Raw genomic sequence first — 16,130 nt, 5'->3', positions numbered from 1 at the left:
TGGCGAAATTAAACCCGCCGGTTCTACCGGCGGATATTTACTTAAGTTTCAAACAAACTTTAAATAGGGAAAGCTTTTGCTTTAAGGTTATTTTCTTTGGTTCCCTCTACTATTTCTTCATGCCCTTGCTCAGGAAGTCCTTCGCTTTTGAATAAAAAAGAAAAACATGGAAATGATGAAAATTATATAACCTCGGTGAAGTCTGTGTAAAATACGGACACCGACCCGAGTAACTATCAAGAAGAGATGGAGGTCGGATGGAGATGAGGGCAGTTCTATCCAGTGTACTTTTTATTTGTGTTGTGTCAAGCTTGTGCACACCACAGATGTTTGCAGCCGAAAAACAAGCAAGTTTGGCTAAAGATGCATCATCAGCAATTGTTATTGAACGTGACACAGGAAAGGTTTTGTTTGAGAAAAATGGTCATGAGAAACTTCCACCTGCAAGCATGACAAAAATCATGACGATGCTTTTAATTATGGAAGCGATAGACTACGGTAAGCTCTCTTATGAAGATAAAGTGCGGACAAGTGAACGTGCGGCATCAATGGGGGGGTCCCAGGTGTTTTTAGAGGCTGGAGAGGAAATGACGGTCAGGGATATGCTCAAAGCAATTGCCGTTGCTTCAGGCAATGATGCATCTGTGGCCATGGCAGAGCATTTAGCAGGCACCGAAGAAGAGTTCGTGGCACTAATGAACGAAAGAGCAAAAGAGCTTGGCCTTAAAAATACTCATTTTATCAATTCAAATGGCTTACCAGCAGAAAATCACTACACAACCGCCTATGATTTGGCGATGATTTCCAAAGAACTTCTGAAATATGAAGAAATCACAACGTTTACAGGGATTTATGAGGATTATTTGCGAAAGGGAACAGAAAACGAATTTTGGCTTGTGAATACGAATAAACTTGTCAAGTTTTACCCAGGGGTGGATGGATTAAAGACTGGCTATACCCGGGAAGCGATGTACTGTCTAACGGCGACAGCTGAGAAAAATGATATGCGTGTGATCACAGTGATCATGGGAGCACCTTCACCGAAAGAACGCAATGCACAAGTGACAGAAATGCTTGATTATTCCTTTAGTCAATTTGCTACTCATAAGCTTTTCGACAAAGATCATGTAATGGCTAACGTAAAGATAAGAAAGGGAAATAAACATGAAGTGGCGGTTCTCACTTCTGAGCCCGTATCCATTTTGACTAAAAAAGGTGAGAAGATCGATGATGTGACAGAGCGTGTGGAATTCAATGCAGAAATAAGAGCACCGATTAAGAAAGGTGAGCAACTAGGAACCCTTTTTGTTGAAAAGAACGGTGAAGTCTTAACTGAAACGCCACTTGTAGCAAGTGAGGATGTAGCCGATGCATCTTGGTGGATCTTGTTTAAAAGAGTGTTCGAGAAATTTGCTGGTGCATAAGGCGAATCGAGACTATTTTTTTCGATTGAACACTAGTTTTGTCATGAAGCAGGGATAGAAGAAGCGAAAAGCGAAACTCTTGGTAGCAAAAGGTTTGAGGCACTGTTCTCATCCTATTCGATGCTAGAAGGAGTGTAGCCCTGTGAGTTTAATCATTAATTTAGAGAAAGTAGGAGATGTGTTACTCGTTCGCTTAGAAGGTGAACTCGATCACCATGCATCTGGGCAACTGCGCAGTCAAGTAGAAGAGGCGTTAAGTCAGCATGAATTGAAGCACATTATTCTAAATCTCGAACACCTTACTTTTATGGATAGTTCGGGTCTCGGCGTCATTCTTGGGCGGTACAAGCAAGTCAATCATCTTGGTGGAGAGATGGTCGTATGTGCCATTTCTCCTGCAGTGAAGAGACTGTTTGAAATGTCAGGCCTGTTTAAAATTATTCGCTTCGTAGAAAATGAACAATTTGCGCTTCAGACATTGGGGGTGGCTTAGCGATGTCAAAAAATGTAATGGAACTCTCTTTTTCGGCGAAAAGTGAAAATGAATCTTTTGCCCGCGTGACCGTTGGGGCATTTATTGCACAGCTCGACCCGACGATGGATGAAATGACCGAACTGAAAACGGTTGTTTCTGAAGCAGTAACAAATGCCATCATTCATGGGTATCATGGTCAGCCAGAGGGGATGGTCTATATCGCTGCATCGATCGACCAAGGATTGGTTGAATTGACAATTCGCGACGAGGGCGTCGGTATTTCAAATATTGAAGAGGCGCGTCAGCCGTTGTTTACAACAAAGCCTGAGCTTGAACGTTCAGGTATGGGATTTACAATTATGGAAAATTTCGTGGATGAGATCAAGATTGTCTCTGAACCGATGATCGGAACGACAGTTTTTTTAAAAAAGCAATTAACTAAAAGTAAAGCGATTTTTAATTAAGGGGTATTCCTATGGATGTGGATGTAAAACGCGACCAGAGGGAGCCATATTTTACCGATGATGAGATCAAAAAATTGATTGCCCAAAGTCAGGCTGGAAATCAAGAGGCGAGGAATCAAATTGTGAACAAAAACACCCGATTAGTATGGTCTGTGGTGCAGCGCTTCTTAAATCGAGGGTATGAGGCAGATGATTTATTTCAAATTGGCTGCATCGGTCTCATTAAATCGGTAGATAAATTTGATCTTTCCTACGACGTGAAATTCTCAACATATGCTGTTCCAATGATTATTGGGGAAATTCAACGATTTCTTCGAGATGATGGAACGGTAAAAGTAAGCCGTTCGATTAAAGAGCTTGGAAATAAAATTCGTAAGCTAAAGGATGAAATGACAAAATCATTAGGTCGAACGCCGACGGTTCATGAGATTGCTGAGCAGCTTGGAATTTCTCCAGAGGAAGTAGTATTTGCTGGGGAAGCGAGTCGCTCGCTATCGTCGATTCATGAGACGGTGTATGAGAAAGATGGTGATCCGATTACGCTGCTAGACCAAATTGCAGACCAATCGGAATCGAAGTGGTTTGATAAAATTGCGTTGAAAGAAGCCATTCGTGATTTGGACGAGCGGGAACGATTGATCGTCTATTTGCGTTATTACAAGGACCAAACGCAGGCAGAGGTTGCTAATAGATTAGGGATTTCGCAAGTCCAAGTGTCTAGACTTGAGAAGAAAATATTAGGGCAAATAAAAGAACAAATTGGTGACCGATAAGAGCTTCGTAATAAAGACGTGTCGTATTGTCGACGTGTCTTTTTTTCTGTGGAAAAGGGGCCGGAACTTACAGGATGATAAAGCAGGAAGCTTGTCGCTCACACTCCTTCATTGAAATGATGCACAGTATTCTCTGAGGACTCGTTTTTATCCAAGTAAGAGCGAGCCGCTGGTTTTTGTGCGTGATTACTGAATAAGGAAGCTTTGGGAGAGAAGAGGAATGAAGGCTAGTGGAATGATCCATACTAATTGATAAGATGTAAGGGTAAAAGGGGAGATCATGGTGGACAATGTCATGTATATACGTATGCGTCACCGCGTTCAAGTTACACAAAATCAAGTCGTCACTGTGGGAGATGTCGCTCAAGTAGTAGGGGAGAGAGCGATTCGGATCGCATGCATGAAGCAACCGATTCATCATGTCACAGTTGAAGATCAAAATCGAATTATTATTGATGTGATGTCGGTGATTGCCCTACTGAAAAAAGTACATCCCGAACTTGATCTCCAAACGGTGGGCAGCCCCCAAACGATTCTCCAAGTGGAGATGAAAACCAGTGTGATGAAACCTGTTTACTTTTTTCTTATATGGCTCTTGTTATTTATTGGCGCAGGGCTTGCCATTATGAACTTCCATGAAGATGTTAGCATGCTTCAGGTCCATCAAGCTCTATTTACAAGAATAACAGGAAATGAAAAAGCGAAGCCACTTCTCCTGCAAATTCCTTATTCGATTGGACTTGGACTAGGAATGATCATTTTTTTTAATCATCTCTTTAAAAAGAGAATTAATGAGGAGCCGAGTCCTTTAGAAGTGGAAATGTTTAATTACCAACAAGCGATGGATCAATATGTAATTTTACATGAAAACAAAGAAAGTGAAACGAAAATCAATGGTCGCTGAAGCAATCACAACGATGTTTATCGGGCTTGCAGGAGGACTTGCAGTAGGAAGTGGGTTTGTTGCCTTTTTGACTGTACTCGGTATTATTCCAAGGCTGACACAGCTTTCAAAAACCGGCCACCTGCTCATTCATTATGAAGGAAGCGTCATTATCGGCGCACAGGTTGGCACATGGTTCAGCTTATACAAGCCAACATTCGCTCTCTCTCCGTTGCTTCTTATTCCAATTGGACTTTTCGCAGGAATGTTCGTTGGAATGTTAGCCGCGGCGTTAACGGAAGTATTAAATGTATTGCCGATTATGGCAAAACGAGTAGGTGTTGAAAACCGGCTCATCTATTTATTAATGGCGATTGCTTTAGGAAAAGTATGTGGCTCTTTGTATCATTGGGTTTTTTTCGTGAAATGATAAAAGAAGATCTATTTTAGCTAGTTAGTAGTAGCAACATGTATTCTAAAGCGCGAATTGGGAAGGTCTTACGAGGCTGCTGCATTGTGCGATAGGGTTAAGGGGTGATCGGATGATTCAAACAAAGCGCAAGGTTATTTTAATAACTGACGGTGATGAGTCGGCCATGAAAGCTATCGATCACGTAGCGAAGCTCGTTGGGGGCAGATGCATTTGTCAATCTGCGGGGAATCCAAGTCCATTAGATGGAGAAGAACTTGTTGCCTTGATTCAAGATGCACCTTATGATCCTGTTTTGCTTATGTTTGATGATTGTGGTTACCGAGCTGAGGGTCCTGGTGAACGGGCAATGCGCTATGTCGCCACGCACCCAAGTATTCACGTTCTTGGTGCAATTGCTGTTGCATCCTCTTCTCATTATGCTGAGTGGACAAAAGTAAACCTCAGTATTGATCGCTACGGGAAGCTGACTGAATACGGAGTGGATAAATATGGGCTTGTTGATTTGGAGACCGGTCGAGTGAATGGAGATACTGTCTATATTCTAGATGAACTAAAATTACCAATTGTTGTTGGTGTCGGTGATATCGGTAAAATGGCAGGACGAGATACGGTAGAAAAAGGTGCACCGATCACGAAAAAAGCAGTGGACATCATCCTAGAACGGAGTGGATATCATGAATCAAGCGTCTAATAAACAAGAAGAAACGATATCGGATGACATCCATATAAATGAAAAAAAGCTTGCAGAGCGCTTAGGAATTGGAAAATCGTTTGACGTTGGAGTACGAAAGCTTCCTGTATTAGGTCGCGAAATTCAACTGTATTACGTAACAGGGCTAACAGACAATAACTATATTATTGAACTATTAAAAGAGCTGATGGATTTAGATGCTCGTGGGCGAAAAACGGACGATGTGAAGCAAGCAATAAAAAATCATCTCACCCATGTGCAAGTGGAAGAAACGAGTTCCATGGAGATTGCTATAACAAAAATGCTATCAGGGCTTATTTTTATTTTAGTGGAAGGTGAGAACGAGGCGTTTATCATTGATGTACGGATGTATCCAACTCGGAGTCCTGAAGAGCCTGATACAGAACGTGTTGTTCGTGGGTCAAGGGATGGCTATACGGAAAACATTATCATTAATACAGCTTTAACGAGAAGAAGGATACGAGATGAGCGGTTGCGACATGAAATTATGCAAGTAGGTGTTCGTTCTAAGACAGACATTTGTATTTCGTATGTCGATGGGATTGCCGATCCCAGTTTAATAAAGATTATAAAAAAAGAGCTAAGTTCTATTAATATTGATGGGATCACAATGACGGATAAAATCGTAGAAGAATACCTTGTGAAGCAAGGAACAAACCCATTCCCACTCGTGCGTTACACGGAACGTCCAGATGTGGCGGCTACTCATTTATTAGAGGGGCACGTTGTCATTATTGTCGATACATCACCAAGTGTAATTATTGCACCAACAACCCTTTTCCACCATGTTCAGCATGCAGAAGAATATCGACAATCAGTAGCCATCGGGACATTTCTCAGGTGGGTACGATTTACTGGGATTCTTTTTTCCCTTTTTATTCTGCCATTTTGGTTGTTAATGGTTATTCAGCCGAGTCTTTTGCCAAGTGCGCTTGAATATATTGGTCCCAATAAGACGAACAACATTCCGATTTTCGTCCAGATCATTTTAGCTGAGCTTGGGATTGAGCTGTTAAGGATGGCAGCGATTCATACTCCCTCACCGCTCGCCACAGCACTTGGTTTAGTCGCTGCTCTTTTAATTGGCGAAATTGCCATTGAGGTGGGATTGTTTACATCAGAGGTTATCTTATATGTTGCTCTTGGAGCGATTGGGATGTTTGCAACACCAAGCTATGAATTAGGTGTGGCGATGCGTGTCGTCCGCTTGATCTTAATTACTCTTGTTGCGCTCTTCAAAGTACCTGGCTTCGTTGTTGGTACGATGCTCCTGATCCTCTTTTTAGTACGAACAAAGACATTTAACAAGCCATATTTATGGCCTTTTATTCCCTTTGACCCACCAGCCATTTGGCAAATCTTCATTCGCGCTAGTGTGCCAACATTACGATGGCGCCCAAGCATTGTTCATCCTCAGGATCCGATTCGCCAATCAAAAGAGCCAACAAACTAGAAAAAACAGCTTTCTTTTCTGTGAAAAGGGGAGGGAGCTTCCGTTCAAGTTGATGAATCATTGAAGTACTTCCGCTCACACTCCCTTCATTAAAAGGTGCACACCTTCAACCTATGTGGGAAGAGTAAACCATTTATGTAGGTTTCGGTTGTCACCCCATCACCTTTGTGTTAAAGTAGAAAGCAACAATTTTATTTCCCTCATCATGTATGGGGTAGAGGTGCAAAACGAATCAGTACCCTTACGGAGCCTGATGAAGCAATGAAGGAAGGGGAAAGGTCAATTTGCCGAAGTGGGAACATGTCATCACATGTGCTTGCTGGGTCGATTCTGAAGAAGAATCGGACTGTCACTGCATTTGCAGTGGAGTACTATTCTGCCAATGAGGTTACTCTTGCGCCATTGAACGTAGCTAGTGTAACAACATTAGTTGCGTTTTTTTTGATTGAAGTGAACATAAATGGTGGGCTGGATGGGCAACAACTTAAAGGTAAGGAGAGAATGCACCAATGTATTTACATGGAACGAGTCGAGTCAATGAAAAAGGCCATTTAGAAATAGGCGGAGTGGATACTGTTGAATTAGTGAAAGAACACGGCACCCCATTGTTTGTGTATGATGTCGCTTTGATTCGAGAGCGTGCTGCTCAATTTCAGCAGGCATTTCAGGAAGAAGGGGTCCAAGCACAAGTCGCTTATGCGAGCAAGGCTTTTAGCTGTATTGCCATGTTCCAATTAGCGGAAGAGCTAGGATTAAGCCTTGATGTCGTCTCAGGTGGCGAGCTTTACACAGCTCAACAAGCAGGTGTATCGATGGAACGGGTGCATTTTCACGGAAACAACAAAAGTCGTCAGGAAATCGAAATGGCAGTTGAAGCAAATATTGGCTGTTTCGTGGTTGATAATTTTTATGAGCTCCAGCTTTTAAGTGAGATTGCAGAGAAGCATAAAAAAATCGTTAATGTCCTTTTGCGGATTACACCTGGCGTTGAGGCTCATACCCATGATTATATTTCTACAGGACAAGAAGACTCAAAGTTTGGCTTTGACTTAGTCAGTGGGCAAGCAGGAAAAGCTGTTCAATTGGCTTATGAGGATAAAAACATCAACTTACTTGGCGTTCACAGTCATATTGGTTCACAAATTTTTGAAACGACTGGCTTTGTGATGGCTGTGGAAAAAGTATTTGATTATCTCGTTGCTTGGAAGCATAATTTTGGGTTTGTACCGACGGTCTTAAATCTTGGTGGTGGGTTTGGAATTCGCTATATTGAAGGGGATACGCCACTCCCTGTTGGTACGTATGTAAAAGAAATGGTTCGAGCAGTAAAAGAAAAAGTAGCGTCACTTTCAATGGAGATGCCTGAAATTTGGATTGAACCAGGTCGTTCACTCGTTGGGGATGCTGGAACGACATTGTATACGATTGGTTCGAAAAAGGAAATCCCAGAGGTGCGCAACTATTTAGCGGTAGATGGGGGCATGAGCGACAATCTTCGTCCAGCACTTTATCAAGCGGTCTATGAAGGTGTGCTTGCAAATCGTGTTAACGAGCAAGCATCTGATGTGTTTAGCATTGCAGGAAAGTGCTGTGAAAGTGGTGACATGCTTATCTGGGACCTTCCGTTACCAAAAGCAAACCACGAAGATATTTTAGCGGTGTTCTGTACAGGTGCCTATGGTTATGCGATGGCAAACAATTATAACCGAATTCCGCGTCCAGCCGTTGTTTTTGTTGAAGACGGTGAAGGACAAGTGGTCATCCAACGGGAACGCTATGAAGATTTGGTACGTCTTGATGTGCCGTTAGCAAAAAAAGCAAAGGTGTAAGATGAGAGCACTCCATCCTTTAGGAGTGTTTTTCTTTTTGACACCGTCTAACATGTGAACAACCGAGCCAAAGCCTATAATTTCACATTCCTAAAAGAATAGTGTAAAATAAAGCGATAATTGAAATTGGAGGGGTAAGAATGAAAAAAGGTAGCATTTCATTTGAAAACGGAGAAAAGATTGTTATTGAGTTTTATCCAGAGGCTGCGCCTGGAACAGTAGAAAACTTTGAAAAACTAGCTAATGAAGGCTTCTACAATGGTTTAACGTTCCACCGTGTCATCCCTGGCTTTGTTGCACAAGGAGGATGTCCAATCGGAAATGGGACAGGCGGTCCTGGCTACACAATCAAATGTGAAACAGAAAATAACCCACATAAACACGTGGCTGGAGCATTATCAATGGCACATGCGGGTAAAGATACAGGCGGAAGCCAATTTTTCATTGTCCATGAGCCACAACCACACTTAGATGGTGTCCATACTGTATTTGGACAAGTAGTAGAAGGCTTAGAATCTGTTTATCGCATTAAACAAGGCGATACAATGGCAGAAGTAAAGGTTTGGGACGAAGCATAGCTCCATCATAAAAGCTGTTTTCTCATAAGTGGGAAAGCGGCTTTTTTAAAATTTCAAAGCTGCCTAGCTCCAGGCACCGGCTTTAAAAATGTGCTTCCTAAAAAAGGAACACGAAGTAGAGCAAAACCAGTTAAAATGCTAGCTAATAGTAGAAAAAGGGTACTAATTAGTTTGAATCATGCTATAGCCTTTCCACAGACTTTATACAATCAATGGGTACAATTTCAATGTCTCCGTCCTCTTTCTCAAATCTCACACTTTTCAACTGCAAATCAACCTTTGCTATATAGCCAACCAATTCATTGTAAGCCCAGTCAGCCCAATAGATAACACGTACTTCTAGTGTGTGGTTAAGTGCGTCCATGACGACATAACCGATTTCTTGAAGCTCCTGTTCATCAAGCTCATGCTTTGCTATTTTTTTCTGTTCCGACGTTCGTTGTCTTAATTTTGTTACATGTTCAGGAAGCATCATCCGGCTTGCTTCCCATCTAACGTTTGCATTTTTAGTGAGCTTATTAGTTTTCAAAAAAACCACACCTTTTGCACGAATATGTGTTCTTATTATATGGAAATGTATGTTCGGTATTCAACGAGAAAAAACTTCCATTTTACATTTAACCTGAATCCGTGACGAAATCTTCCATAAACTTCTTTTAAAAGCCTGATATAATAAGGTTATCACCTGTTTTAAACTGCTAATTTTATTTCACCAGGCAGGTGCACTAACCGCGAGGGAAACATTTACGAGGGTGCAGCCGGTGTAAGAGAACTTGGAAGCGAAACGCCGATGACCACCGACACAGTGCTTGCTCTTTTCTCGACCACTAAGGCAATTACCGGCACAGCATTAATGCAATTGGTTGAGGAAGGAAAAGTAAGGCTCGACGATCCGGTCAAGAAGTATGTTCCTGAGATTTCCAAGATTAAGGTTCTCGAGGGGTTTGACTCAGACGGACAGCCTATACTAAGAGAACCTAAAACCGACATTACGATCAACATGCTCATGCTCCACACCGCAGGCTTCGGTTATGAGTTCTTCAGTCATGAAGATCGAAAATACCGCAACGAAAAGGGAACACCTTCCATCCTTACCAGTACTTTTGATTCGATTAAGAGTGTGCTGCTATTCGAACCGGGCGAACGCTGGAACTATGCGGTCAACATCGATTGGGTCGGTAAGGTTGTCGAGGCCGTACGCGGCAAGCGACTGAGTGAAGTAATGGCCGAGCATATTTTTGCTCCTCTGGCTATGAGCGATATTGGGTTCACGCTAACGCCATCGATGATGGAACGCTGCGCAACGATCCACAGTCGTGCCAAGGACGGTGCTATCAAGCCACTACCTAATCTTATTCTTCCACAATCTCCCGATATGGACATGGGAGGACACGGTTTGTATGCAAGCATAGGTGAGTACATGAAGTTTATTCGGATGATCCTAAATGACGGGGAGGGCTTACTCAAACCGGAAACGGTCGCGCAAATGTCTCAAAACGGGCTTGGGGAATTAAAGAGCGGCGGCTGGATCCCGTCCGATCCTACGCTTGCTAATAACGGTGAATTCTACCCCGGTGTGCAAAAATCATGGTCTTATACATTCCAGGTAAACGACGATCCTATTCCTACAGGTCGCCCGGCAGGCCAATTAATGTGGGCGGGGCTTGCAAACCTGTTTTACTGGATTGACCGCAAAAATGGTATTGGCGGTTTTGGGGCTTCCAAAATGTTCCCTTACCAAGATCCAGCCTCGTACTTAGGATTTGTTGAGTTCGAGTCAGCGGTTTACAGTACGTTGAAGCAGTCAGGTCGAATTGTTAACTGAACAATATAAAAGGGAGTGCTTGATCCGCACTCCCTCTAAGGCATTTACTTTTTCGACTTAGTAGCAACACTATATATGTTGATTATGAAAGGTTCTTGTATAAAGTAATTGTTATTCATTTTTTTCTAAGGCAGGGAAGTGTGGAAGAACTTCTTCGCCTAATTCTCCAATTACTTCTTCGACAGGTCGTTGTCCGTATTTTAAGTTAATGATGATGTGGTTTACGCCAATTCTTCTTAAAGCTTCAAGGAATTCAATTAGGAAATTACGTCCAATTCGGAATCCGAGATGGATCGGAACTGGTATATGGTTTGGATCCTCTGTCAAATCAATATAGAGAGATTGAGTAAATGGCTTGAATTCATCGGTCAAAGAGCGCCACTCGTTGATGAGTTCAGCTTGGTCATTCAGTGGTCGAGGATAGTAAATCCATCCATCACTGTTTTCTGCAATCCATGCCGGTGATTGAGAACTATGGCCGGTTACCATCACTGGGATGCTGGATAGTTTCGGTTTTGGAAGAAGATCTCCGTTCATAAGGTTTACACGAGAAGTGCGTATTCTCGGGAAGTTTTTCTCCCATATTTCCCTCATGACTGATATAGACTCTCGGAAAAATTCACTGCGATCATTAGGATCAACCGAAAATGCAGGAAATTCAAATGGACGGTCGCCTGTTGCAACACCTAGAATGAGCCGTTCACCGGATAGCTTATCAATCGAAGCGGCTGCTTTTGCCACATGAAGCGGGTGGCGCAGTGTTAAAATAATACTGGCAGTTCCTAATGCAATCTTTTCTGTGTTTGCGGCAACATATCCCAGATAAGCAAAAGGATCATACATTTGGCCAACGTCGCCGAAATTCGGATCGCGTAAAGGTACGTCTCTGACAAATAAGGAAGCAAATTTCAGTTCTTCTGCTCTTTTCGCTAATTTCATTTGTTTTTCCAAGTTCATTTCCGGAACGTCGCTCATATAAGATTCGATAGGGAAGAACAACCCTAGAGTTAATTTATTTTCTTGATACATACGTGAAAATCCATTGTGATTTTTAAATTTTTCCATAATTAATCCCTCAATACCTTTATATGAATTAGAATGATAATCGCTTTTCTTATTATGCTTCATTCCAAGCTGCGGTTCATTAAGCTACAATTGAAACAGATTCAGGATCTTTTATAACGGTATCAATAATTCCGCTGCCAAGACAAACATCTCCATCATAAAATACAGCTACTTGTCCCGGTGTGACAGCTTTAATAGGTTGTTCAAATTCTACTAAAGCCGTGTTATCCGGACGTACATGTACCCTTACTTTTTGGTCTTCTTGGCGATATCTAAATTTCGCAGTACATGTAAATGCTCGTGGACTGTTATCTCCATTGATAAAGCTCAAGTTAGTTGCGATGATGCCATTTGAGAACAGAGCAGGATTATCTTTACCTTGGGCTACAATCAATACGTTGTTTTCTAAATCCTTATCGACGACAAACCAAGGTTCAGGAGTACCTTTTCCTCCGATCCCAAGTCCTTTTCTTTGCCCGATTGTATAGTACATTAAACCATCATGTTGTCCCAGCACTTCTCCATTGATCGAGCGAATTTCTCCCGGTTGTGCTGGCAGGAAGTTCTTTAAAAAGCTTTTGAAATTTCTTTCTCCAATAAAACAGATTCCGGTGCTGTCTTTTTTATTGGCGGTATAAAGGCCTATTTCTTTAGCGATTTTTCTTACTTCGTCCTTTGTTAATTCTCCGAGCGGGAAAATGACTCTTGATAGTTGTTCACTTGTTAGTTGGCTTAGAAAATAACTTTGATCTTTATTCGAATCTTTTCCTCTTAATAAGGTTACTTCTCCATTTTCTCTGTTGACTCTTGCATAATGGCCGGTCGCAACATAATCTGCATCTAAAGAAAGAGCAAAGTCAATAAATGCTTTAAACTTAATTTCTGAATTGCATAGAACATCCGGATTTGGAGTTCTTCCTAATTTCAGTTCTTCCATAAAGTACGTAAAGACATTATCCCAATATTCTTTTTCAAAATTAACGCTGTAGTATGGGATTCCCAGTTGGTTGGAGACAATCTTTACATCTTCAAAATCTTCAGTTGCCGTGCAAACACCGTCATCGTTTTTGTCATCCCAATTTTTCATAAAGACACCGATTACTTCATATCCTTCTTTTTTAAGAAGATATGCGGCTACAGATGAATCGACTCCACCTGACATGCCTACTATGACTTGTTTCTTTTTACTCATTGATGATTCCTCCATAACTGAAACTTTTTTTGTTACAGTTTTTCTCAAAAAAAACTATCGATTGTTTATTTCATTCATAATATCTTGTATCGTAATCCTCTTTAAATAATTCATTAAATGTTCCTCAGCATCTTCAAAGATGTTCAATAGTATAGAGGATAAATTTTTTCCTACAATACAGTTCTCATTTCCTTCAGGGCATTTTGGCAGCAAGGTGCCTTCACTCGTAATCATGAAAATTTTGTCTAATGTAATATTTTCCGGTTTTTCTTTTAAAGAAAAACCTCCTTTTGCCCCTTCTTTCGAAAAGATGATCCCTTCTTTTCGAAGCAAACTTAAAATTTTTCTTAATCGTACGGGATGAACTGTTACACTTTGAGCAATATCTTCACTCGTCACTCTTTGTTCGGACCTGGTCGCTAAATAGGCGACGCAGTGGACGGCAATCGAAAAATCACTATTCAATGAACTTACACCTTCTTCCTAAATGTAATAATAAATGTTACAGTTATTGATGTCAACAAACGATGATTGAAATATACATTTTTTTCGTGATAATTTTTTGAAAAAGTCAAGAAAGGTATATAATTGAATTATAGATGTTTTGGAAGAGGTGTATCAGGATGAATCTGCAGAAACAGATTATCGAAGATTTATATGTGAAGCCAGTCATTAATCCAAAAGAAGAAATCAGAGAACGAATCGATTTTTTAAAAGCTTATTTGAAAAAGACAAGGGCAAAAGGATTTGTATTAGGAATCAGCGGCGGCCAGGATTCTACTCTTGATGATAAGTAACAATGAACTTTTCATTCAAGAATAGGTTAATTTCTTCTTTTGAGTGTGTATCCGGATTAAGGCTATGCGTAACAAAAAAAGTATAATTTTCATAATAATCGAAAATGTTAAAGTATTTTGAGGGAACCACGCCTGTTGTTTGGCAGCTCCAATTTTCAACCCAAAGTCTGCCTAATAAAAAAGGACTTATGTATGAAAATATAACGAACCCCGACTAATGTTGATTATCATTCAAGCCATAAATACGAGCAATCAGACATTGAAATAAAACTGCAGGAATCACCTGCAGCGTTTTGTGTCAATTTATTATAAATTTTTTAATGCATCAGAAATTGGAATATCACCTGACATAAGGTCAAATGAACGGTAATAGGTGTTCTCTTCATCCAAAACTGTGAAAATTGTTCGAGCAACATCGTCGCGAGGGATTGAGCCATCTTTTAAATTTTCAGCAGCAATTACTTTTCCTGTTCCCGGATCATCTTTCAGCCATCCCGGACGAATAATTGTATATGTTAATTCGCTTTGTTCAAGTATTCTGTCAGCATAATGTTTGGCAACATAGTAAGGTTTGATTGATTCTTGCCAATTTTCTCTATTATGAGCTTGGAACGAACTGACCATGACAAATCTTTTAATTCCGACTTTTTCAGCAGCTTCAATCGTTTTAACAGCTCCGTCAAGATCAATTAAAAGAGTTTTGTCGTATCCTGTTTGCCCGCCAGAACCAGCAGTAAAGACGATCGCATCGCAGCCTTTTGCAGCTTCAGCAAATTTTTCAACGCTGTCTTCAAGGCTTGCCACGACAGTTTCGACACCTAAGTTTTGGAAAAATTCCGCTTGTTCTTCTATTCGGATCATAGCTCTGACAGTATGTTTATCACTTTCTTTTAGTAACTGAACAAGGCGTTTTCCGACTTTTCCATTCGCTCCAACAACTAAAACTTTCATGAATGATAACTCCTTTCTAAAAATAAGGATTCTAATTTCCATTATTTCAAAAGAGTGTTTTGAATGCAAATAAGTGGTCTTATCCTTACAATGTGTATATTCCGTACAGTCTAATTGAAACCTGAATCCGTTAATTTCGGATACCTTGGTCAGAAGGGTATGTGGAGCTGCGGGAAGGAAAAAACCACGTTCAAAAAGATACAGCGATCTTCTTGGAAGAATGCCTCTGCCCGCACGATTACCGAACTTCCACTTTTAGTCCGCATGGATGGCGGAAACGACAGTGTCGATAATCTAAAAGTGTGCGTAAAGGAGAAGGCCAACTTCATCATCAAACGGAATCCCCGAAGCGAAAAGCCTGAGAACTGGCTCATGGTAGCTGAGCAATTTAGGAAATGAATTCAGGAACGAGAAGGGAAACGCGTTTTCTACGGAGCTGTTGAAGTGATTCCAAAGGGAATGAAAACACCAGTCCGCCAGGTGTATAAAGTGGTGGAAAGAACCATCGACAAAAATGGCTAAATCTTATTAATGCCTGATATTGAATTTGAGAGTTATTGGACCCTTCTTACGGTAGAGCCGGAGGAATACCATGATCACGGCACAAGCGAACAATTTCATAGCGAACTAAAAACGGATCTGGACCTAGAACCCGTCTGGAAAGTTCGCCACAAACGATTTAATTTTACATCTCGGATGCTTGACTTATAATCTTCTTCGGATTATTGAACAAGAAAGCTTGAAGGCACCAGATGCATCAGTAAAAAGAAAAGTCTTTCGCAGACGGAGCAAAACCGTCATCCAGAACTTGATCACCCTTGCATCCAAGATAGTCAGCCACGCGCGACAAATCTACTTGAAATTCGGGAATCACAGTCCGTGGTTTCCTACTTTTAAAAGGCTCTACCTGGCTTTTCAACATAAAGCCAGGCAATTGAATAAAGGTACAAACAGGCCTGTCTAAAAAATTGAAAATGTGCAGGCTTGTTTGGTATGCCAAAAAACGATAATGGTTTCACTTGAAAAACCAACGAATTACAAACCGTAGGATTTAGCAGAAATGCATATCTACCATCACGGATTCAGGTTTAAGTAATAAGCAAATAACGATTTTAAGAAGTTTAATTTCTTGCATTTTTCGTTTGCTGATGATACGATGGCTTCAACCATTGAATGAGTATTTGGCAGGCTTTTGGCAGGGAAAGGTGAAATTTTTCTTAAACGAAAACAAAGCTGAATGACTCTAAGGTTGATTTAAAAAAATGTTTGATAAAAT

The 16,130-nt window shown here is 41.0% G+C and carries 16 protein-coding genes, 1 pseudogene and 1 riboswitch; of the genes and pseudogenes, 12 read left to right on the top strand and 5 right to left on the bottom strand.

Annotated elements, in window-relative coordinates; genetic code table 11:
• Positions 1–263 precede the first annotated feature (263 nt).
• The 10 genes from BLT_RS0112600 to BLT_RS0112550 all read left to right on the top strand — a co-directional run bounded on the left by BLT_RS0112600 (position 264) and on the right by BLT_RS0112550 (position 9,024).
• Positions 264–1,424 (top strand): D-alanyl-D-alanine carboxypeptidase family protein, encoded by a 1,161-nt coding sequence (locus BLT_RS0112600; protein ID WP_035425802.1) that lies wholly within the window; start codon positions 264–266, stop codon positions 1,422–1,424.
• A gap of 142 nt (positions 1,425–1,566) precedes the next feature.
• Entirely contained in the window at positions 1,567–1,917 is a 351-nt protein-coding gene (spoIIAA, locus tag BLT_RS0112595) for an anti-sigma F factor antagonist (protein WP_017728155.1), read from the top strand.
• Between the two features lie 2 nt (positions 1,918–1,919).
• Positions 1,920–2,363: an anti-sigma F factor gene (gene spoIIAB, locus BLT_RS0112590; RefSeq protein WP_017728154.1), complete on the top strand. Its 444-nt coding sequence runs from the start codon at positions 1,920–1,922 to the stop codon at positions 2,361–2,363.
• Between the two features lie 11 nt (positions 2,364–2,374).
• On the top strand, positions 2,375–3,136 hold the full coding sequence (sigF, locus tag BLT_RS0112585) for an RNA polymerase sporulation sigma factor SigF (protein ID WP_017728153.1): 762 nt from the start codon (positions 2,375–2,377) through the stop codon (positions 3,134–3,136).
• A gap of 283 nt (positions 3,137–3,419) precedes the next feature.
• The gene (locus tag BLT_RS0112580) at positions 3,420–4,040 is read left to right on the top strand and encodes a stage V sporulation protein AA (RefSeq protein WP_017728152.1); all 621 of its coding nucleotides are present in this window, start codon (positions 3,420–3,422) and stop codon (positions 4,038–4,040) included.
• Complete coding sequence (locus BLT_RS0112575; protein WP_017728151.1) at positions 4,030–4,449, top strand: stage V sporulation protein AB; 420 nt, start codon at positions 4,030–4,032, stop codon at positions 4,447–4,449. The genes BLT_RS0112580 and BLT_RS0112575 overlap by 11 nt, the downstream gene beginning before the upstream one ends.
• Before the next feature lie 112 nt (positions 4,450–4,561).
• Positions 4,562–5,143 carry a stage V sporulation protein AE gene (locus BLT_RS0112570; protein ID WP_017728150.1) on the top strand — a complete coding sequence of 194 codons (582 nt, stop codon included), beginning with the start codon at positions 4,562–4,564 and terminating at the stop codon, positions 5,141–5,143.
• A complete protein-coding gene (locus tag BLT_RS0112565) occupies positions 5,127–6,617 on the top strand; it encodes a spore germination protein (protein WP_017728149.1) in 1,491 nt (496 codons plus the stop codon). Before BLT_RS0112570 ends, BLT_RS0112565 begins: the two co-directional genes overlap by 17 nt.
• A gap of 207 nt (positions 6,618–6,824) precedes the next feature.
• Positions 6,825–6,999, top strand: a riboswitch (Lysine riboswitch).
• A gap of 127 nt (positions 7,000–7,126) precedes the next feature.
• Positions 7,127–8,446, top strand: a complete 1,320-nt coding sequence (lysA, locus tag BLT_RS0112555) for a diaminopimelate decarboxylase (RefSeq protein ID WP_017728147.1) — start codon at positions 7,127–7,129, stop codon at positions 8,444–8,446.
• A gap of 140 nt (positions 8,447–8,586) precedes the next feature.
• A complete protein-coding gene (locus BLT_RS0112550; protein ID WP_017728146.1) occupies positions 8,587–9,024 on the top strand; it encodes a peptidylprolyl isomerase in 438 nt (145 codons plus the stop codon).
• Positions 9,025–9,205: 181 nt separating this feature from the next.
• Here the strand turns inward: BLT_RS0112550 and BLT_RS21880 are convergent, their stop codons facing one another.
• The gene (locus tag BLT_RS21880) at positions 9,206–9,562 is read right to left on the bottom strand and encodes a YolD-like family protein (protein ID WP_236611092.1); all 357 of its coding nucleotides are present in this window, start codon (positions 9,560–9,562) and stop codon (positions 9,206–9,208) included.
• A 168-nt stretch (positions 9,563–9,730) separates the two neighbouring features.
• On the opposite strand from BLT_RS21880, the gene BLT_RS21875 reads away from it, so the two are divergent.
• A complete protein-coding gene (locus BLT_RS21875; protein ID WP_081599661.1) occupies positions 9,731–10,849 on the top strand; it encodes a serine hydrolase in 1,119 nt (372 codons plus the stop codon).
• A 111-nt stretch (positions 10,850–10,960) separates the two neighbouring features.
• Here BLT_RS21875 and BLT_RS0112535 read toward each other — a convergent pair whose 3' ends face one another.
• The 3 genes from BLT_RS0112535 to BLT_RS0112525 form a co-directional block, all read right to left on the bottom strand.
• Positions 10,961–11,914: an LLM class oxidoreductase gene (locus tag BLT_RS0112535; protein WP_017728143.1), complete on the bottom strand. Its 954-nt coding sequence runs from the start codon at positions 11,912–11,914 to the stop codon at positions 10,961–10,963.
• 79 nt (positions 11,915–11,993) lie between these two features.
• Complete coding sequence (gene mnmA, locus BLT_RS0112530) at positions 11,994–13,106, bottom strand: tRNA 2-thiouridine(34) synthase MnmA (protein ID WP_017728142.1); 1,113 nt, start codon at positions 13,104–13,106, stop codon at positions 11,994–11,996.
• A 54-nt stretch (positions 13,107–13,160) separates the two neighbouring features.
• Positions 13,161–13,571, bottom strand: coding sequence for an RrF2 family transcriptional regulator (locus tag BLT_RS0112525; protein ID WP_017728141.1), 411 nt, complete (start codon positions 13,569–13,571; stop codon positions 13,161–13,163).
• A 158-nt stretch (positions 13,572–13,729) separates the two neighbouring features.
• Between BLT_RS0112525 and BLT_RS0112520 the strand changes: the two are divergent.
• Positions 13,730–13,891 (top strand): annotated as a pseudogene (locus tag BLT_RS0112520) (ammonia-dependent NAD(+) synthetase); the annotation flags it as partial.
• 318 nt (positions 13,892–14,209) lie between these two features.
• Here BLT_RS0112520 and BLT_RS0112515 read toward each other — a convergent pair.
• The gene (locus tag BLT_RS0112515) at positions 14,210–14,854 is read right to left on the bottom strand and encodes an SDR family oxidoreductase (protein WP_017728139.1); all 645 of its coding nucleotides are present in this window, start codon (positions 14,852–14,854) and stop codon (positions 14,210–14,212) included.
• Between the last annotated feature and the right edge of the window lie 1,276 nt (positions 14,855–16,130).

This window comes from Halalkalibacterium ligniniphilum, from assembly GCF_000334155.1.
GTDB lineage: Bacteria > Bacillota > Bacilli > Bacillales > Bacillaceae_D > Halalkalibacterium > Halalkalibacterium ligniniphilum.
Note: the sequence above shows the minus strand (reverse complement) of the source record. Positions and strands in the feature narration are given on the sequence as shown.